This window comes from Streptomyces sp. NPDC020801 (assembly GCF_044334385.1).
GTDB lineage: Bacteria > Actinomycetota > Actinomycetes > Streptomycetales > Streptomycetaceae > Streptomyces.
The window spans coordinates 26,479-45,548 of sequence record NZ_JBIRST010000022.1 but is presented as its reverse complement, the minus strand read 5'-3'; the positions used below and the strand labels follow the sequence as shown (position 1 = coordinate 45,548).

The following is a 19,070-nucleotide window of genomic DNA, read 5'->3' as shown; positions in this document are numbered from 1 at the left end:
GTCAATCGTGGGGAAACACCTGCCCGCAGGAATCGCCCACCCTCCTGTCGGCGCCTGGTAGCTTGCTGCGGTCGTACCGGCCGCCGGGCGGCCGACCGGTTCCAGCTTGGGGGCTTCAAGTGACTACGGCGATTTCGGCGGCCAGGGCGACCCCGGGGGCGAGGACGGTGCGAATCGCGGCCGCGGCCCTGCTCGGCGCGCTCGCGCTGACCGCGTGCGACAGCGGCGGCGGCTCCGGCGCCAAGGACGGCGCCTCCGCCACCCCCACCGCACCCTCGACCGCGAACAGCGGCGGCGGCGCGGGCAGCACGGGCGGCACGTCGGCCAAAGGTGCCGAGCTGAACGGCAGCTGGCTCGCCACCAGCGGGGGCAAGGCCGTGGTGCTGATCATCACCGGCAGGCAGGCGGCGCTCTTCGCGACCGACCGGACGACGTGCACCGGGGCCTGGGGCGAGGAGTCCGGGAAGCGCGTGATCCACCTCGGCAAGTGCAAGGCCCGCACGACGGGCACGGTGGACTCCGTCAACAAGACCACCCTCCAGGTTACCTGGGAGGGTGGTCTCGGCCAGGAGACGTACACCCGGTCGGAGGGTGCGGCGCTACCGTCGGGTCTGCCCACGGCGAGCCTCGGCTCCTGACCTACAAGCCAGGCCCGGTGGCGGGGCGGGCAACCGCGCCGCACGCTCGTACGTGATGATCCTTGAGCATCGTCACGACCCTAGGAACCAGCTCATGCGCGCCATTCCGATCACTGTCACCGCCCTCGCCGCGGCCCTCCTCCTCTCCGCCTGCGACAGCGGCGGCAGCAGCAGCGGCAGCGGCACCGACACCGGGAGCAAGAACACCGACAGCACGGCCTGCCGGATCGGTGAGATCGGGCTGCAGGTCGGCCCCGCCAACGCCGCGCCCGCCGCCGGTGACACCGGCAACGTCCCCGTCACCCTCACCAACAAGGGCGCCCGGTGCACCCTGGAGGGCTTCCCGGGCCTCGCCCTGTCCGCCGGGAGCGCCTCGGCGACCGTACCGGCGGACAAGACGGGCCAGCCGCAGAAGCTGACCCTGGCCAAGGGCGACACGGCGTCCTTCACGCTCACCTATGTACGGGGCAAGGAGGGCGACGCGAAGAGCCTGGCGGCGACCTCGCTGAAGATCGGCCTGCCCGGGGCGTCCGACAGTCAGAGCTTCAAGTGGTCGTACGGTCCGGTGCAGGGCAAGAAGGACGCCACCGATCCGGACGCGTCGGTGACGGCTCTCCAGCAGGCTGGGGACTGACGGACTCCGGGCTCGGGACCGGGGACTCGCTCACAACCGGACTCGGGACCGGGGACTCGCTCACAACCGGACTCGGGCTCGCTCACGGCCGGGCTGGAGGCCCGCGGTGGGTGCAAGGGGCGACGTGGCACGTCAGCGAAGTGGCGGGCGGGCCCTGACCTGTGCCCGGTCGGCCGCCTGCGCGCCCTCCGTCCAGCCCGCCGCGTCGCTCACACCGCGCAGGCGGGTGGTGGTCGTCTCGGGGAACATGCTGTCCAGCCGGTCGGTGACCGCGACGTCCCGGCTCGCCAGGACGGGCAGCAGGTCCTCGGTCACCTGGGTGTCGGCGGCGGCCGCGAGGCGGGTGCCGATGCGGTGGGCGTAGGCGGCGAGGAAGGACTGCCGGAAGGTCTTGGTCCGCTTGCGCCCACCCGCCCTTTGCGCCGCCTCGGCCCTTGCCATCGCGGCCGTGGCCTGGACGAGGAGCGAGGTGTAGAGCAGTTCGACCGCCTCCAGGTCGGCCTCGAAGCCGACCACCGTGGAGAAGCCGAGGGTTTCGTTCCACACGGCCCGGCAGTGGTTGGCGCCGGCGACGGCGTCCAGCAACACGGCCTTGGCCTCCTCGTACGGCGGTTCGACGCCGATGCGGCAGGCGCCGGGGGCGTCGGGCGACAGGGTGCGCGCGGCGAGCAGCGCCTCGTCGATGCTGTGCCGGGCCATCAGCTCCTGCGCCTTGGCGCTCAGCGCCTCCGCCTCCTCCGGGAACCCGGTCGCCTCGGCCTTGGCCAGCAGCGCCCGGATCCGGGCGAGCATGCGCGAATCCCCGGCCGCGGCACTCTTGGACGCGGCCCTTCTGGGCGGGTGCGCGGGCTCGTCGAGAGGTTCCAGCGCGGGCAGCCGCAGGAGCAGACGGTACAGCTCCAGGATGGCGGTGACGTGCGAGAAACGGTCGGTGCTCGGCGGCTCCTCGGTGGTCAGCTCCTCGATCTGGGCGGCCCAGCGGGGGCCGCGCGGCCGGTCGTGCGGAGCCTGCGCGCGGACCAGCGCCGCCACGAGCCGTACGTGCACGTCGCCGAGCTCCCGCCGCACGATCCGCACGACATCGGCGGGCTGCCAGCCCCGCCGCCACGCCGCCGCGACGAACTCCTTTCCCCTAGTGGCCAGTTCGGCGTCCGCCGCCGGGTCGGCCGCGAGCAGCGAGGCGCCGGTGTCGAGGGCGTCGTCGGTGGTGGTGTGAAGGGCGGACCGGAGGGCGCGGTCGACGGTGCTGCGGGTGGTCACGCGTCGATCGTGCCATGGGGGCGGAGGAACACTGTCCACACCCTGTGGACAGCGAGAGGGCGTGAGGGAGGGGACAGGCTCGGGGCGATCGTCAACTCCGGGTTGACGGTGGCGCATGTGTCAACCTACGGTTGACACATGACGAACCCCGCCATCAGGTCGACCGTCCGTCTGGACGACCTCATCTCGGCCATCAAGACAGTCCATCAGGAACCCCTCGAGCAACTCCAGGACGCGGTACTCGCGGCCGAGCACCTCGGTGAGGTGGCGGACCACCTCATCGGGCACTTCGTCGACCAGGCACGGCGCTCCGGCGCCTCATGGACCGACATCGGCAAGAGCATGGGCGTCACCCGGCAGGCTGCGCAGAAGCGGTTCGTACCCAAGGAGTCGGCCGATCTCGACCCCAGCCAGGGCTTCAGCCGTTACACGCCGCGCGCCCGCAAGGTCGTCATGGCCGCCCACGACGCGGCCAAGGCGGCCCGGAGCTCCGAAGGCACGCCCGCGCACCTCGTCCTCGGGCTGCTGACCGAGCCGGAGGCCATGGCCGCGAAGGCGGTCGAGGACCAGGGCGTCTCCCTGGAAGCGGTCCGCGAGGCCGCGACCGCCGCGCTGCCGCCCGCGTCCGCCGACCCCCCCGAGCTCGTCCCGTACGGACCGGCCGCCAAGAAGGCCCTGGAACTCACCTTCCGCGAGGCACTGCGCCTGGGCCACAACTACATCGGCACGGAGCACATCCTGCTGGCCCTGCTGGAACTGGAGAACGGCCAAGGCGTCCTGAGCGGCCTCGGCCTCGACAAGGCGCGCACCGAGGAGTACGTGGCGACGGTCTTGGCGCAGTTGCTGAAGGACCGTGAACACGACGACCAGAACGACCGGAAAGACCAGAACGACCGGAACGGGCAGGACCAGGACGGGCAGGACCGGAACGAGCAGGGCGGGAACGAGCAGGACCGGAACGAGCAGGGCGGGAACGAGCAGGGCGGGGCCGGGCATGGCGAGGGCGGGCGGGGCGAGGCCGGGCGGGGCGACTGACCCACCGCCGAAACCGCAGGTCGGAGCCATTGTCAGAGCCGTCTGCGAGACTCGCGGACATGACCGGCCGATGGGCTCTGGCTCCGACCGAGGACGGTGGCGCCGAGGTCGCCCCCCTCGGTCCGGAGGGGCTGCCCGCCGGGCCGGCGCACCGGGAGGCGGACCTCGCCGGGGCCGTCCGCCGCAGACCGGACGTCACGCGGTGGGTGTGGCGTTCCACCCCCGAGGTCTATCCGCGCCTGCTCGCCGCGGGGGTGCGAGTGGAGCGGTGCTACGACATCGAGGACGCAGAGACGCTCCTCCTCGGCCACGAGGGGCACTCCGGCGAGCCCCGGTCGGCGGCCGCCGCGCTGGCGCGGCTGCGCGGCGGCCCCGTACCGCCGGATCCGCCGCAGCGGTCCGCCGAACCCGGTGCGCAGTCCCCGCTCTTCGAGCCGCAGGGCGTCCGCCTGCCCCTCGAGGACCTGATCGCGGTCTACGCCGAGCAGCAGCGGCGGCACGACCGGACGGTCCACCCGGACCGCATGCGGCTGCTGACCGCCGCGGAGTCGGCGGGCATGCTGGTGGCGGCCGAGATGAACCGCGCGGGCCTGCCGTGGAGCGCGGACGTCCACCGCGAGGTGCTGCGCGAACTGCTCGGCGAGCGCTACGCGGGCGGCGGTGAGCCGCGCCGCCTGGCCGAACTCGCCGACGAGGTGTCCACCGCCTTCGGCCGCCGGGTGCGACCCGATCTGCCCGCCGACGTCGTCAAGGCCTTCGCCCAGGCGGGGATCAAGGTCAGGTCCACCCGCCGGTGGGAGATCCGGTCCGTCGACCATCCGGCCGTGGCACCCCTGCTGGAGTACAAGAAGCTGTACCGGATCTGGGTCGCCCACGGCTGGTCCTGGCTTCAGGACTGGGTGCGCGAGGGGCGGTTCCGGCCGGAGCTCCTCGCGGGCGGGACGGTCACCGGCCGCTGGGTGACCAACGGCGGGGGCGCGCTGCAGATCCCCAAGGTCATCCGCCGGGCCGTCATCGCCGATCCCGGCTGGCGGCTGGTCGTCGCCGACGCCGACCAGATGGAACCGCGGGTGCTGGCGGCGATCTCCCGCGACCCCGGCCTGATGGAGGTGGCCGGCCGGGAGAGCGATCTGTACCAGTCCGTCTCCGACCGCGCCTTCTCCGGCGACCGCGCCCAGGCCAAGCTCGCCGTGCTCGGCGCGGTGTACGGCCAGACCTCCGGCGACGGCCTGAAAAACCTCGCCGCCCTCAGACGCCGTTTCCCGAAGGCGGTGGCGTACGTCGACGAGGCGGCACGGGCCGGCGAGGAGGGGCGGCTCGTACGGACCTGGCTCGGCCGGACGTGTCCCCCGGCGGCCGGGACGGCGGAGGACGCGACCCAGGAGGCGGGCCTCCCCCAGGACGACCCGGCCGAGCAGCCTGCCGGGCAGCCCGCCGACCAGGGCTGGATGCCGGGGTACGCCTCCTCCGACTCCCGCGCCCGCGGCCGCTTCGCCCGCAACTTCGTCGTCCAGGGCAGCGCCGCCGACTGGGCCCTGCTGCTCCTCGCCGCGCTGCGCCGCACCTGCCGGGACCTGGCGGCCGAGCTGGTCTTCTTCCAGCACGACGAGGTGATCGTGCACTGCCCGAAGGACGAGGCCGACACGGTGGTCGAGGCGATCCGGGAGGCGGCGGAGCTGGCGGGGCGGCTGACGTTCGGCGAGACGCCGGTACGGTTCCCGTTCACGACGGCGGTGGTGGAGTGCTACGCGGACGCGAAGTGACACCGGCTCGGCGGCCTCGGTGAGTCAGGCTTCGTCCAGGTTCGACGACGCCTCGGCGAGCAGTTCCCGCAACTCCCGTGCCACGGCCTTGTCGTCCGTCCCGTCCAGCGCCGCGAGCGCCGCCCGCCACTGCTCGTACGCCTCCTCCACGCGTCCCTGCTCGCGCAGCAGGAGCCCGTGCTGGTGGCGGGCGAGTCCACCGGTGTAGCGGTCGGCGCGGGCGTCGGCACGGCGCAGCAGTTCGGCACACTCGCGCTGGGCGCGTTCGCTGCGGCCCAGCCGGCGCAGTGCCCGGACCAGCCCGAGCCGGGTCTGGGACTCGCCGTGCCAGTCACCGTGTCCGCCGAGAATGCGCAGGCTCTCCTCGAAGTGCCGGGCCGCGGCCGCCGGTTCGCCGAGGGTGAGGTGGGCGTAGCCGATGTTGCAGTGCGCGGTGTGCTGCACGATGACGGCGCCGATCCCGTCGCCGATGGCGAGCGAACGCCGGTGCTGCTCGATGGCGGCGCGTGGATCGGTGTGCTCGTAGAGGTTGCCGAGGTGGCTGTGGGTGACGGCTTCGCCGTAGGGGTCGTTCAGCCGCCGCGAGTACTCCAGGCTCTGCCGCAGCGCCTGGCCGGACTCCTCGTACCGGCCGAGCCCTTCGAGGAGGAGCCCGCGGTTGTTGAGACCGCGCCGGATGCGGGAGGCCACACCGAGCCGGCGCCAGATCGCCAGCGAGCGGTCGTTGAGGGCCAGGGCGTCGCTGTGCCGGCCGGTCAGGAAGTGCAGCCCGGCGAGATCGCCCAGCGCATACGCCTCGCCGGCCTCGTCCCCCAGCCGGCGCGCCACCCCGAGCGCGGCCCGCCCGAGCACCGCCATCTCGGCGACCCGCCCACTGCGTTGCACGTAGGGGAAGTAGAGGCGCAGAAGGGTAGAGAGGTGGGTGAGGTGGGTGAGGTGGGCGGTTCGCCGGTCACCGGAGCCGGCCCCGGCCGCCCCCACGTACCGCTCCGTCAGGGCGACGACGTTCTCCAGCTCCGCGTCGCCCCAGGCGAAGGCCTCTTCGGCGGAGTTGAAGGGCGGCACGGCCCTTACGCCGGCGGTGTGCTCGGGCGGTTGGGCAGCGGTGGGGCGGCGGCGGTCGTCCCGTTCGTGCCCGGGCTCCAGGATCGCGGTGAGGGCGTGCTCCGCGACGGCGGCGTACCAGCGCAGGGCGGCCTCGGCGGCGTCCGGGGCCATGGGAGGGGAGTCGGCGTCGGCAGCCGCGTCCGGGGCTGTGCCGGCCCGGGTGCTGCCGGGGGCCGCGCCGACGGGCGCATCCGCATCGGCGGACGCGTCCGCCTCGGCCGGCGCGTCCGGGGCTGTGCCGGCCCACGGCCCCGGGGCCGCGTCGGCGAGTTCGCGGGCGAAGTCGCGTACCAGGTCGTGCGGGGCGTACCGGCCGTACGCCGACTCCTCCAGGAGAGCCACGTCGACGAGCCGGTCGAGGGCGGCCTCGGCGCGGCGGACGCCGGTGCCGGTGAGGCGGGCGAGCAGCGGGGCACCGTAGGCGGGCAGGTCGAGCGCGCCGATGCGGCACAGGACGAGTGCCGCGTCCCGGTCGGCCTCGCGTTCGGAGGCGGCGAGCGCGTCGTGGGCGACGGCCAGCGAGCGGCGCACGCTCAGGTCGTCATACTCCAGGTGCCGCAACCGCCCTCCGGTCGCCGCCAGTTGACGGGCCAGTACGTCCGGGGTGAGGGCGCTGCGGGCGGCCAGACGGGCCGCGACGACGCGCAGGGCGAGCGGAAGCCGGCCGGTGAGTTCGACGAGCGGGTGCCCGGCGTCCAGGCCGTCCCCGCCGTCCCGCCCGGAGACGGCGCACAGCAGAGCCGCGCTGTCCTCGCCGGACAGCGGCGCGAGCGGGAAGCGCCGGGCGCCGTCGAGCGCGGTCAGCGGGGAACGGCTGGTGACGATCACCGCACAGCCGGCTCCCGCCGGCAACAGCGGCCGTACCTGAGCGGCGCTCTCGGCGTCGTCGAGCACCATCAGCGTGCGCGTCGGAGCGAGCAGGGACCGCAGCAACCCGGCGGCCGCGTCCGGGGATTCGGGGATACGGCGCGGGTCGGTGCCCAGGTCGCGGAGCAGGGAGCGCAACGCCTGGGCGGGGGCGAGCGGAGCCATTCCGGGCGTGGCGCCGTGCAGATTGACGTAGAGCTGACCATCGGGGAAACGTTCCAGCAGCCCGTGCGCCGCATGCAGCGCGAGGGCACTCTTGCCGACGCCGGCCATGCCGCTGAGGACGGCCACGGGGCTACCGCCGTCGCTGTCGTTGCTGTCGCTGTCGTTGCTGTCGCTGTCGTTGCTGTCGCTGTCGTTGCTGTCGTTGCTGTCGCCGCTGTCCTGGTCGGTGCCGGTCAGCACCCGGCGTATGGCCTGCAGTAGGTCCTGCCGTCCGGTGAAGTGAGCCGGAGGCGGCGGAAGCTGGGCGGGCCGGGGCGGTGGCTGGGGAGCGCCCTCGTCCGCCGCGGGCTCGTCCGGGTTCTTGACGGTGTCCCTGGCGGTGTTCTCGGCGACGTTCTCGGGATCATCCGACACGTCCGGCACGCCAGGCGCGTGCGGCAGGCCAGTCACGTTCGGCACGTCCTCCGCGTCGCGGAGGATCTGCAAGTGGGCCTCGCGAACGGCCGGGCCCGGTTCGACGCCGAGCTCCTCGACCAGGCGGGCGCGCAGGTCACGGTGGACGGCCAGCGCCTCGGCACGGCGGCCGGTACGGTGCAGGGCGAGCATCAGCTGACGGTGGTACGCCTCGCGCAGTGGATGCTCGGCGGCCAGCGCCGCGAGTTCCGGTACGAGTCCGGCCGACCCGGCCGACCCCGCCGCCCCGGCGGGCCGGTTGCCACCGAGGGCGAGCTCGGCGTCGTAGCGCCACTCCAGGAGCAGCAGCCGTGCCTCCTCCAGGCGCTGCACGAGGGCGTATCCGCCGACATCGGCGGGCAGGCCACTGAGGGGTGCACCCCGCCACAGTGCGAGCGCCGCCGCGCAGGCGCGCACAACCCGCGCCCAGTCCGCGCCCGCGTGCGCGGCGCGCGCCTCGGCGAGCCGGGCCTCGAAGATGTGGAGGTCCAACTCCCCCCGCTCGACCCGCAGCAGATATCCGGGCGGTACGGTGCGCAGCCGTTCGGGGTTGTCGAGGAGCCGGCGCAGCCGCGTCACGTGGTTGTGCAGCGAGGCCTGCGCGGAGGCCGGCGGTGCGCCACCCCACAACGCGTCCTTCAGCGCGTCGGCGGAGACGACCCGCCCGGCTTCCAGCAGCAGCGCGGCGAGCAGGGCACGCACCTTGGGACTGCCGATGGAACGGACGGCGAGGCCGGGAAGCTCTTCCAGACGGCTGCGATCGCCGTACGCGACAGGCTCGCCCACGACGGACTCGCCCACGACAGGATCGCCCACGACGGGTTCACCCACGACGGACTCGGACGCCGCAGGCTCGAACAGGACGGGCGGTCCCAGCAGTCCGAACCGCGGCTCGCACCGCATCACGACGTCCACTGCTGCCTTCCCGAGCGGCCGCGACCGACCGCGCTCCCACGGCGGACAGCCACGGCGCTGGCGGATTTTCGCCCTCGTCGCAGCGGTTTCCCGCCACCTTTCGCAGACGTGCCCGGCCGACCTCCGGTACGGTGCGGGCCATCTACCGGTGCACACCGGCGACTTCGCGCCAACCGGTCGGAGACCGGTCCGCGACCACCGGGAGAACCATTGGCCACATATTAGCGATCCGTTGGCCCGACCTGATGTGATCATTTCATCGGATCCGGTCCGACGGTGCGCGCGTACGTCGCGTCGCTCGGGGGAGTGTCGCCGCCGGCCTGGTCCGGGCACGCGAGGGGTCCCGGTCGGCGGAGGTGAACGACCGGGACCTCGTCCGCGTACACGGATGCATACAGGGATGCGTCTACGGACCCGTACACGAACGCACGAACGCACGAACCGCGCCCATGCACGCATGCACGTATCAAGGACAGCCCGTACCCGGGGCGGACGCGGACCGGTGCCCGCTCGGGCGGCTTCCCGTCAGACGACCGGCGGCCGGCCCAGCCGGGTGAGCCGCCAGACGGTACGCCAGCGCATGGGCCGCCGTTCGCCCGCCGGCTGGCGCAGTCCCTCCACGAACCCGCCGAACCACGTCCGCAGCCCGGCGAGCGACCGCGTCCGCAGCAGTGTGAGGAGCGTCCACACGCCCAGGTGGACCGGGATCAGCGTGAGTGGCAGCCGCCGCCGGACCAGCCAGACGCGGTTGCGGGCGGTCACCCGGTAGTAGATGGCGTGCCGGGCGGGCGAGGTCTTCGGGTGCCGCAGGAGCAGCTCGGGCGCGTAGAGGATCTTCCAGCCGGCGTCGGCGGCGCGCCAGGCCAGGTCGGTCTCCTCGTGCGCGAAGAAGAACTCGGCGGGCCAGTCCCCGGTCTGGTCGAGCATCTTCATGCGCAGGGCGTGCCCGCCGCCGAGGAAGCCGGTGACGTATCCGCCCCGCATCGGGTCGGAGGCGCCGATCCGGGGCACGTGCCGCTGCTGGGTCTCGCCGTGCTCATCGGCGATGCGGAAGCCGACGATGCCGAGCCGGGGGTCGGCGGCGTAGAGGTCCCGTACCCGGCGCAGCACGTCCGCGTCGACCAGCAGCCCGTCGTCGTCGAGTTCCACGACCACGTCCACGTCGGCGAACTCCCGGAGCCGGGTGAGGGCGACGTTGCGTCCGCCGGGACAGCCGAGGTTGTCGTCGACGTCGATGGTGGTGACCTCACCGGGCAGGGAGAGGCGGCGGGCGAACTCGGGCAGCCGGCAGCCGTTGCCGACGATCACAATGCGGGCGGGGGCGAGGTCCTGCTTGGCCACCGACTCAAGGAGGGCGTCGACCTCGGCGGGCCGGTTCCCCATGGTCACGACGGCGACGGCGATCCTCGGCTCCACCGGTTCCACCACGGTCAGCTCACTCCATCCCGCGACGACGGCGCCCGTGCTCCCACCGCAGGGCGCTCCTCGTTCACCAGGATGTTGCCTCAGCTCCGCCGGTTGTGCCGGCGCCGAATCGCTTTGCGTCCTCTTTCCCCTGTCTTACCGCTTCCCCCTGTCTTACCGCCCGTTTCCCCACGACGGTTCGTACGCTACTCCTGAAGATCCACACTCGCCCGAACCGGCGACATCAGGGGGGAGAACCGACATGCGACTGCGCTGTGCCGTCCTCGACGACTTCCAGAACGTCGCGACCACCGTCGCCGACTGGTCGCCGCTCAAGGACCGGGTCGAGGTGGTGCCCTTCACGGACCACCTCGCCACGGAGGACGACGTGGCCACTGCACTCGCCGACGCCGACATCGTCGTCACCCTGCGCGAACGCGTCCCCTTCCCCGCCTCGCTCCTGAACCGCCTCCCCCGCCTGAAGCTGCTGATCGCCTCCGGCATGCGCAACTCGGTGATCGACTACACGGCGGCTCGGGCGAACGGCGTGACCGTCTGCGGCACGGAGAGCTCCTCCACCCCACCCGTGGAACTGACCTGGGCCCTGCTGCTGGGCCTGGCCCGCGGCATCGTCACCGAGAACGACGCCCTGCGGTCCGGCGGCCCCTGGCAGTCAACGGTGGGAGCCGATCTGCACGGCCGCCGCCTGGGACTGCTGGGCCTGGGGAAGATCGGCAGCCGGGTGGCGCGGATCGGCCTCGCCTTCGGCATGGAGGTCACGGCCTGGAGCCACAACCTCACCGGGGAACGGGCGCAGGAGGTCGGCGCGACCCTGGCGCCCTCCAAGGAGGACCTGCTCGCCACCAGCGACTTTGTCTCCGTCCACCTGGCCCTGAGCGACCGCACCCGCGGCCTGCTGGGCGCCCCGGAACTGGCTCTCCTGAAGCCGGCGGCGTACCTGATCAACACCTCCCGCGCGGCGATCGTCGACCAGGACGCCCTGCTGACCTCCCTGCACGAGGGCCGCATCGCCGGCGCGGGAGTCGACGTCTTCGATACCGAACCACTCCCCGCGAACCACCCGATGCGCACCGCCCCCCGCCTCCTGGCCACCCCCCACCTGGGCTACGTCTCACAGGCGAACTACGAGCGCTACTACGGCCAGGCGGTCGAAGCCATCGATGCCTTCCTGACCGGCACCCCGGTACGGGTCCTGGGCTGATCCCCCGAGCCGTCGTCCCTCACGGGGAGCCGCCCGGGAAGGCTTCCTTCAGGGCGAGGGCGGTGTCGCACCGGTCGCGCACTTCGTCGTCGTGACCAAGGCGGTTGAGGCGAGGGGGGCCGGTCCCGATCCGCAGGGACCGAGTTCCGGGGCGGCGCCGACGATTCCCCGGCCCCCGGTGCTGATCGGTGTCTCCCCGGTCCAGCCACTGTTTCTGGACCGGTTCGGCATCCCGGAAACGTCACGCATTCATCACAGCCTCTACATATGATCCGATCATTCAACTGACTTATCGTCATGATCGTTTCTGTGACGAAGACTTACGTGCCCAGGAACCTGGCGGCGGCCCTCGCAACCGCCCTCCTGGCCGCGGCTGCATCCACGGCCGCTGTTCCGTCCGCGGCGGCCGCGCCCCGGACCGACAGCCGGATCGTCTCGCTGAAGATCTCCCCGCAGCCCGTGGCCAAAGGCAGGACCCTCACCGTGACGGGTGAGCTGCAGCACCGCACCTCGGCCTGGCGGTCGTACGGCGGTCAGCGGGTCGCCGTCCTCTTCCAGCCGCTCGGCTCCTCCACCTGGACGACCGTGACCACGGCGGGCACCAACAGCACCGGACACTTCACCGCCGGGTCGAAGGCGTCCCAGGACGGCACCTGGGTGGTCGGCTACGCCGGCGACGGCACCCACTTCGCCAGCCGCTCGGCGCAGGACTACGTCGACGTCCACTGAACGCAAAAACCCCAGGTCAGAATCCATCTGCCCTGGGGTTCCAGTGGAGCCGCTTTCGGGATTCGAACCCGAGACCTACGCATTACGAGTGCGTTGCTCTGGCCATCTGAGCTAAAGCGGCGCGCCGCCGGCACTATGGTGCGATCGGCAACGTCGGTAAGTCTACACAGTTTCCCGGGGTGCTTCGTACACGCCCCGGAGGGGCCCGGCGGGTGGGCGCTCCGGGGCGGGTCGCAGGGGTTATGAGCAGCGCTTTCCCGGTGCCGGCGGGGTGCCGTGGAGGAGGTAGGTGTCGATCGCGGAGTCGATGCAGCGGCTGCCTCGGCCGTAGGCGGTGTGGCCGTCGCCGTCGTAGGTGAGCAGGCGGGCCGAGGAGAGCTGGCGGGACAGGGACTGGGCCCAGCGGTAGGGGGTCGCCGGGTCGCGCGTGGTGCCGACGACCACGATGGGGGCGGCGCCCTTCGCCACGATGCGGTGCGGCTGGCCGGTGGACACCACCGGCCAGTACGCGCAGTTCAGGGAGGCCCAGGCGAGGCCCTCGCCGAAGACCGGGGAGGACTTCTCGAAGGCGGGCAGCGACTTCTTCAACTGGGCGGGGGTGGTGAAGGCGGCCGGGAGGTCCAGGCAGTTCACGGCGGCGTTGGCGTACATCAGATTGCTGTAGTGGCCCTCGGCGTCCCGCTCGTAGTAGCTGTCGGACAGGATGAGCAGGCCCGCGCCGTCGTTCTCCTTCATCGCCGAGGACAGCGCCTCGCGCAGTTGCGGCCAGGCCGCCTGGTCGTACATGGCCGCGATCACGCCCGTGGTGGCGAGCGCCTCGCCGAGCCTGCGGCCGTCCGCGTCACCGGTGGGCAGGGGCTGTGCGTCGAGCTTGCGGAAGAACGCCTTCAGACGGGCGCCGGCCTGCGCGGGCGTCGTGCCGGGGCCGCCCAGCGGGCAGTCGCCCTGCCGTACGCAGTCCTTCGCGAACGACTTGAACGCCGTCTCGAAGCCCGCCGTCTGGTCCAGGTTCGTCCGGCGCGCGGACAGCGAGGGGTCCATGGCGCCGTCCAGGACGAGCCGGCCGACCCGCTCCGGGAACAGCCCGGCGTACGTCGCGCCCAGGAACGTCCCGTACGAGGCCCCGACGTAGTTCAGCCTGCGGTCGCCCAGCGCCGACCGCAGGATGTCCATGTCGCGCGCCGCCTCCACGGTGGAGACGTGCCGCAGCAGACGGGCGTCGTGCGCGCCGCAGCCCTCCGCGAACTTCCGGTACGCGCCGACGAGCGCGTCGGTCTCCTTGCGGTTGTCGGGCGTGATGTCGGTCTGCGTGTACTTGTCCATGCCCCGGTCGTCGAGGCACTTGACGGGCTCGCTGTGGGCGACCCCCCGCGGGTCCACGGCCACCATGTCGTAGCGTGCGCGGATCTCGGCCGGGTAGCCGACACCGGCGTACTGCTGCAGATAGCCGATGGCCGAGCCGCCGGGTCCGCCCGGGTTCACCAGGAGTGAGCCGAGGCGCCGGCCGGGGCCCGTGGCCTTCTTGCGGGCGACGGCCAGCTTGATGTCGCCCGCAGCGGGCCGCGCGTAGTCGAGCGGGGCCTTCATCGTGGCGCACTGGAAGCCGGGGACCCCGCAGTTGTGCCAGGTGAGCTTCTGTCCGTAGTACGGCGAGAGGGCCGCCGGTGTGGACTGCGGCAGCGCGGCCAGCACCGTCTCCGCGGCGGGGGTGGCCTGGCGCGGCGTGCCGGCTGCGGAGCAGGCCGAGACGAGGAGGGCGGCGGCCACCATGAGGGCGCCGCCCGTGCGGGCCGTGCGCAGGGCGATGGGGGCCCGCAGGGTTCGGGGACTGCGGCTGCTTGGACGGTCGTCCGGGCCACTGGTCGGACCACCACTCGGACCGCTGCTCGGACGAAGGGCGCGCCTGATGTGCATCAACCGAGCGTAACCTTCCACCGTCGAATGAGTGCTCTCCGTGCACAGCGTGCCTCGTACGAGTGACGAGCTCGTACGAGTGACGAGGGCAAGGGCGAGGACGAGGGCAAGGGCGAGGGCGAGGGCGAGGACGAGGGCGAGGGCGAGGGCGAGGACGACGGCGTCGCCTTCCGTCAGCCCGCTCTCAGTGCCATCGTCATCGCCTCCACCGCCAGGAGCGGGGCCACATTGCGGTCGAGGGCGTCGCGGCAGGCGGCGATCGCCTCGATACGGCGCAGGGTGGACTCCGGTGAGCTGCCGCGGGCGACGCGCTCCAGGGTGTCCGCGACGTCCGCGTTGGCGATCGCCACGCGGGAACCGAGCTGGAGGGCGAGGACGTCGCGGTACAGGCCGGTGAGATCGGTCAGCGCGAGGTCGAGGCTGTCGCGCTGTGTGCGGGTGCGGCGGCGCTTCTGCTTGTCCTCCAGGTCCTTCATCACACCCGCCGTACCGCGCGGCAGCCGGCCGCCCTGGACCGCGCCCAGCGCCGCTTTCAGCTCATCGGTCTCCTTGGTGTCCAGCTCCTCGGCGAGCGCCTTGGCGTCCTCCGCGGCGGCGTCCACCAGCTCCTGTGCCGCCTTGAGGCAGCCGCCGATCTCGCCGATGCGCAGGGGGAGCTTCAGGACGGTGGCGCGGCGCTCGCGGGCGGCCGGGTCGGTGGCCAGGCGGCGGGCGCGGGCGACGTGCCCCTGGGTGGCGCGGGCGGCGGCGGCCGCCACGCCGGGTTCGACCCCCTCCCTTCGTACGAGCATGTCGGCGACGGCGGCCACCGAGGGGGTGCGAAGGTTCAGGTGGCGGCAGCGGGAGCGGATCGTGGGCAGGACGTCCTCGATGGAGGGCGCGCACAGCAGCCAGACCGTGCGGGGCGCGGGCTCTTCGACGGCCTTCAGGACGGCGTTGGCGGACTTCTCGTTCAGCCGCTCGGCGTCCTCGACGAGGATCACCTGCCAGCGGCCGTTCGCCGGGGAGGTGAACGACTTGCGGACGGTGTCCCGCATGTCGTCGGCGAGGATCTGCGTGCCGACGGCCGCGACCGTGGTGACGTCGGCGTGGGTGCCGACCAGTGCCGTGTGACAGCCGTCGCAGAAGCCGCAGCCGGGGGCTCCGCCGAGGGCACGGTCCGGGCTCACGCACTGCAGCGCGGCGGCGAAGGCCCGCGCCGCCTCAATGATGCCCGCGCCGGGCGGCCCCGTGAACAGCCAGGCGTGCGTCATCTTCGACGCCTCCGGCGGCGGCGCGTCGGTGGCGACCGCGGTGACCAGGGCGTCGGCGTCCCGGGCAGCGGCACCCAGCTGCTCGCTGACCCTCTCCTGCCCGACGAGGTCGTCCCACACGCCCATGGGTCACGCCGCCCTTTCGTCCTGTTCCGTGCTGCGGGATCCATTGTGCGGGGGACCACTGACAACGGGTGACATCGGGCGCGGACCTCCCGCAGAGCGCCCGGCGCCGGCGGGGACCGACACGCCCGCCGGCCACCGGGGCTCAGTGCCCGCGGCCCGGGCTCAGCCCCTGCGGCCCGGGCTCAACCCTTGCGGCCCCGTCCCCGGCCCCGGCCACGCCCGCCTCCGCCGCCGTGGTCGTCGTCGAACTCCTCGTCGTCCTCGCGCGGGCCCAGCAGTTCGTCCGCCAGTGTCGGCAGGTCGTCCAGCGGCGTCTCCTCGGCCCAGTCCGGGCGGGGGCGTCGTCGTGCGCCTGAGTCGGCGTCGACCTGCGGCAGCTCGCGCGTGCGGTCGTCGGAGCCGTCGGGCCGGGCGGACGCGGACCGCTCGTCCCGGAAGAGGCCCGGAGGGACCCGGTCCGCGGGAGTCTCATCCCGCACAGGCGGCAGTACGGCAGTCTCGTCGACGGCCCCGGCCGGCTGCACCGGCGGCAGTACGGCAGTCTCGTCCGCGGCCCCCGGCGGGACCGGGGGCACCGGTGGCTTGGGCAGCTTGGCCGTGACCTCGGACGCGGACTCCCCGCTCCCGCGAGAGACCTCCCGCGCGGGAGCACTCGAGCTCCCGGAGGCGGCACCGGACGGTCCGCGCGAGGGGCGGCCCGGCGACCGTTCGTCGCCCCGCTCGCCCCGCTGTTCCCGCTCGTCGCGCACCGGCGGCAGTACGGCCGTCTCGTCCGCCGGGCCGCCCGACGCGTTCGTCGGCGCGACCACGGGGGTCGGCACGGTCGAAGCGTCCGGCGGTACCGCCGCGGCCGCGGGTGCCGTGGGCCTGGGGCCCGCCTGTGCGGTGGCCGCCGCTTGTTCCGCGGCCCGCCGGGCCTCCTCGGCCCGCAGCAGCGCCTCCTCGGCCTTCTGCTGCTTCTCCAGGCGCCGCGCCTCGGCCTCGGCGCGCAGCCGGGCCTCCTCCTCGGCCTGCTTGCGGCGCCGCTCCTCCTCGGCCTTGCGCCGGGCCTCGGCCTCGGCCCGGGCCTGCTCCTCGGCGAGCAGCCGGGCCTGCTCCTCCTCCGCCCGCCGGCGCGATTCCTCGGCGCGCTGCCGGGCCTCCTCGGCCTGCCGCTCGGCCTCGCGCCGCTGCGCCTCCTCCAGTTCGCGCCGCTTGCGCTCCTCCTCCTCGGCACGCAGCCGGGCGAGCTGTTCCTGGCGCTCGCGCTCCAGGCGCTCCTCCTCGGCCTTCCTGCGGGCCTCCTCCTCCGCCTTGCGCCGCGCCTCCTCCTCGGCCTTGCGCCGCGCCTCCTCCTGGGCCTTCAGCTCGGCCTCGGACAGCGGCAGCATCTGGTCGAGGCGGTGCCTGACGACCGTGGTCACCGACTCGGGCTCCTGGCCGGCGTCCACCACGAGGTACCGGCCGGGGTCGGCGGCGGCCAGCGTCAGGAAACCGGACCGCACACGCGCGTGGAACTCGGCGGGCTCCGACTCCAGGCGGTCGGGTGCCTCCGTGAACCGCTCGCGGGCGGTCTCCGGGGAGACGTCCAGCAGGACTGTGAGATGCGGCACCAGCCCGTTGGTCGCCCAGCGCGAGATCCGTGCGATCTCGGTCGGGGACAGGTCACGGCCGGCGCCCTGGTAGGCGACCGAGGAGTCGACGTACCGGTCCGTGATCACCACGGCGCCCCGCTCCAGCGCGGGCCGTACGACCGTGTCGACGTGCTCCGCGCGGTCGGCGGCGTACAGCAGCGCCTCCGCGCGGTGCGACAGTCCCTGCGAGGACACGTCCAGCAGGATCGACCGCAGCCGCTTGCCGACCGGCGTGGCGCCCGGCTCACGCGTGAGGACGACCTCGTGGCCCTTGGCCCTGATCCAGTCGGCGAGCGCCTCGGCCTGCGTGGACTTCCCGGCCCCGTCACCGCCCTCCAGGGCGATGAAGAAGCCGGACGCCGCCGGTGCGGTCACCGGGTCGTCGCCGCCGCGCAGGGCGTCGACCAGGTCCTGCCGCAGCGGTACGCCGGAGCGGTCGTCGACCTTGGCGAGCACCAGCGCGGCCACCGGCAGCAGCAGCGCACCGACCAGCATCAGCGTGAAGGCGGCGCCGCCGTGCGCGAACACGAACCGGCCGTTCTCCAGCCGGTGCGGGCCGATCCCGGCCGCGACCACCGGCGCGAGCACGGCGCCCAGCGCCACGAAGACGCGCACCACCGCGTGCAGGTGCTCGGTCATGCGCGGCCGGCGGTAGTCCTCGGCCTCCTGGTCGAGCAGCGCGTGCCCCGTGTTGGCGGCCACGCCCGCGCCGGCGCCGGCCAGCGCGAGGATCAGCAGAACGGTGGTGACGTCCGGGACGAGCCCGGCGGCGAGCAGCGCGACACCGGTGAGGGCGATGGCCAGCGCCAGCAGCCGGCGCCGCGACAGCGACACGAGCGCCCTGGGTGCCGTACGGATGCCGACGACGACCCCGCCGGTCAGAGCGAGCACCGCCAGCCCGTACAGCACCGGGCCGCCGCCCAGGTCCTTGGCGTGCAACGCGCAGACGGAGACCGCGGCGGCGATCGCCCCCGCGACGGACGCGGAGGCGAGCACGAGCAGCGGGATGGCCCCCGTACGGCCCTTGTCGACGCCGGTGCCGGTCTTGGGGCGGCGCAGTCCCTCCAGCGGCGACCGCGCGCGCGGGGTGCGCGTGCCGGGCAGCTCCAGGTAGGTCAGCACGGACAGGGACGCGGCGAACAGGCCGGCCGCGACGTACGCGCCGAGGGCCGCCTGGTGCTGGTCGAACCAGTCGATGCCGGTGCCCAGGAGGTTGTTGAACAGGGACGCGGCGACCAGGGCGGCGGCCGCCAGCGGGATCGCCACGAAGTTCGTCCGCAGCGACAGCCGGCGCAGGGCGTCCATGTGGTCGGGCAGTGGACGCACCGTGGCGCCCTCCGGAGGCGGGGCCGGCAGCAGCGCGGGGGCCGCGCTCTCCCGGCACACCGTCCAGAACCGCTCGGCGACCCCGGCCACGAAGACGGTGACCAGGAGGAAGGCCAGGGCGTCGTCCGGTGTCCAGTCGATCCACAGCGGCGCGACGATCAGCAGCGCCGCCCGCACACCGTCCGCACCGACCATGGTCCAGCGGCGGTCGAGCGGCCCCTCCTGGGAGGTGAGCGAGGTGAGCGGGCCGAGGAGGACCGCGCCGAAGAGCACGGTCGCCAGGATGCGCGCCCCGAAGACGGCCGCCACCGCGAACGCCACCCCTCGGTAGCCACCGCCGAAGGAGCCTTCGGCGATCGCCGCCTGGAGGGCGAGCAGGACCAGCACGAGGAGCGCGAGGGTGTCTCCGATGCCGCCCACCAGCTGCGCGCTCCACAGCCGCTTCAACTGCGGCCGGCGCAACAGCGCGCGGACGGCGCGCTCGCGGGAATCCGCGACCAGCGTGGCGTCGGGGGCGATGGGGTGGGCCGTTGGCTGCTCGGCTCGCGTCATGCGTTCAGCCTATCGGGACGCACCGACAGCGGGTGATGACCGTCCGAACGCGCGCACGCCCCGACACCAAAGTGATGCCGGGGTGTTCGTATTG

The 19,070-nt window shown here is 73.5% G+C and carries 10 protein-coding genes, 1 tRNA gene and 2 pseudogenes; 6 read left to right on the top strand and 7 right to left on the bottom strand.

The features are described from left to right. Positions 1-119 precede the first annotated feature (119 nt). Both ACH4UM_RS33535 and ACH4UM_RS33530 read left to right on the top strand, forming a co-directional pair. Entirely contained in the window at positions 120-638 is a 519-nt protein-coding gene (locus ACH4UM_RS33535) for a hypothetical protein (protein WP_398187745.1), read from the top strand. 94 nt (positions 639-732) lie between these two features. Continuing rightward, positions 733-1,272 carry a DUF4232 domain-containing protein gene (locus tag ACH4UM_RS33530; protein ID WP_398187742.1) on the top strand — a complete coding sequence of 180 codons (540 nt, stop codon included), beginning with the start codon at positions 733-735 and terminating at the stop codon, positions 1,270-1,272. Positions 1,273-1,404: 132 nt separating this feature from the next. On the opposite strand, the gene ACH4UM_RS33525 is transcribed toward ACH4UM_RS33530, so the two are convergent. Continuing rightward, positions 1,405-2,532 (bottom strand): DUF2786 domain-containing protein, encoded by a 1,128-nt coding sequence (locus tag ACH4UM_RS33525; protein WP_398187739.1) that lies wholly within the window; start codon positions 2,530-2,532, stop codon positions 1,405-1,407. A 138-nt stretch (positions 2,533-2,670) separates the two neighbouring features. On the opposite strand from ACH4UM_RS33525, the pseudogene ACH4UM_RS33520 reads away from it, so the two are divergent. Both ACH4UM_RS33520 and ACH4UM_RS33515 read left to right on the top strand, forming a co-directional pair. Further along, positions 2,671-3,396 (top strand): annotated as a pseudogene (locus ACH4UM_RS33520) (Clp protease N-terminal domain-containing protein); the annotation flags it as partial. 230 nt (positions 3,397-3,626) lie between these two features. Next, positions 3,627-5,330 (top strand): bifunctional 3'-5' exonuclease/DNA polymerase, encoded by a 1,704-nt coding sequence (locus ACH4UM_RS33515; protein WP_398187736.1) that lies wholly within the window; start codon positions 3,627-3,629, stop codon positions 5,328-5,330. A gap of 48 nt (positions 5,331-5,378) precedes the next feature. Here the strand turns inward: ACH4UM_RS33515 and ACH4UM_RS33510 are convergent. Together ACH4UM_RS33510 and ACH4UM_RS33505 are read right to left on the bottom strand one after the other, a co-directional pair. Further along, positions 5,379-8,825, bottom strand: a pseudogene (locus tag ACH4UM_RS33510) (BTAD domain-containing putative transcriptional regulator); the annotation flags it as partial. 537 nt (positions 8,826-9,362) lie between these two features. Further along, the gene (locus ACH4UM_RS33505) at positions 9,363-10,265 is read right to left on the bottom strand and encodes a glycosyltransferase family 2 protein (protein ID WP_398187733.1); all 903 of its coding nucleotides are present in this window, start codon (positions 10,263-10,265) and stop codon (positions 9,363-9,365) included. A 238-nt stretch (positions 10,266-10,503) separates the two neighbouring features. Here ACH4UM_RS33505 and ACH4UM_RS33500 point away from each other — a divergent pair, with 238 nt between their 5' ends. Then, positions 10,504-11,463, top strand: coding sequence for a D-2-hydroxyacid dehydrogenase family protein (locus ACH4UM_RS33500; RefSeq protein ID WP_398187730.1), 960 nt, complete (start codon positions 10,504-10,506; stop codon positions 11,461-11,463). A gap of 309 nt (positions 11,464-11,772) precedes the next feature. Further along, positions 11,773-12,192: a hypothetical protein gene (locus ACH4UM_RS33495; RefSeq protein WP_398187727.1), complete on the top strand. Its 420-nt coding sequence runs from the start codon at positions 11,773-11,775 to the stop codon at positions 12,190-12,192. 44 nt (positions 12,193-12,236) lie between these two features. Here ACH4UM_RS33495 and ACH4UM_RS33490 read toward each other — a convergent pair. The 4 genes from ACH4UM_RS33490 to tmk all read right to left on the bottom strand — a co-directional run bounded on the left by ACH4UM_RS33490 (position 12,237) and on the right by tmk (position 18,976). Next, a tRNA-Thr gene (locus ACH4UM_RS33490) sits at positions 12,237-12,313 on the bottom strand. Between the two features lie 119 nt (positions 12,314-12,432). Beyond that, on the bottom strand, positions 12,433-14,106 hold the full coding sequence (locus ACH4UM_RS33485; RefSeq protein WP_398187725.1) for an alpha/beta fold hydrolase: 1,674 nt from the start codon (positions 14,104-14,106) through the stop codon (positions 12,433-12,435). Between the two features lie 173 nt (positions 14,107-14,279). Beyond that, positions 14,280-15,485, bottom strand: coding sequence for a DNA polymerase III subunit delta' (locus ACH4UM_RS33480; RefSeq protein WP_398187722.1), 1,206 nt, complete (start codon positions 15,483-15,485; stop codon positions 14,280-14,282). A 182-nt stretch (positions 15,486-15,667) separates the two neighbouring features. After that, positions 15,668-18,976 carry a dTMP kinase gene (gene tmk / locus ACH4UM_RS33475; RefSeq protein WP_398187719.1) on the bottom strand — a complete coding sequence of 1,103 codons (3,309 nt, stop codon included), beginning with the start codon at positions 18,974-18,976 and terminating at the stop codon, positions 15,668-15,670. Positions 18,977-19,070: the final 94 nt, after the last annotated feature.

What these genes read in the sequence shown, in the direction of transcription:
- ACH4UM_RS33485 (WP_398187725.1), bottom strand. Translation starts at nt 14,106, where the DNA reads ATGCACATCAGGCGCGCCCTTCGTCCGAGCAGCGGTCCGAGTGGTGGT.
- ACH4UM_RS33500 (WP_398187730.1), top strand. Translation starts at nt 10,504, where the DNA reads ATGCGACTGCGCTGTGCCGTCCTCGACGACTTCCAGAACGTCGCGACC.
- ACH4UM_RS33515 (WP_398187736.1), top strand. Translation starts at nt 3,627, where the DNA reads ATGACCGGCCGATGGGCTCTGGCTCCGACCGAGGACGGTGGCGCCGAG.
- ACH4UM_RS33480 (WP_398187722.1), bottom strand. Translation starts at nt 15,485, where the DNA reads ATGGGCGTGTGGGACGACCTCGTCGGGCAGGAGAGGGTCAGCGAGCAG.
- ACH4UM_RS33530 (WP_398187742.1), top strand. Translation starts at nt 733, where the DNA reads ATGCGCGCCATTCCGATCACTGTCACCGCCCTCGCCGCGGCCCTCCTC.
- tmk (WP_398187719.1), bottom strand. Translation starts at nt 18,976, where the DNA reads ATGACGCGAGCCGAGCAGCCAACGGCCCACCCCATCGCCCCCGACGCC.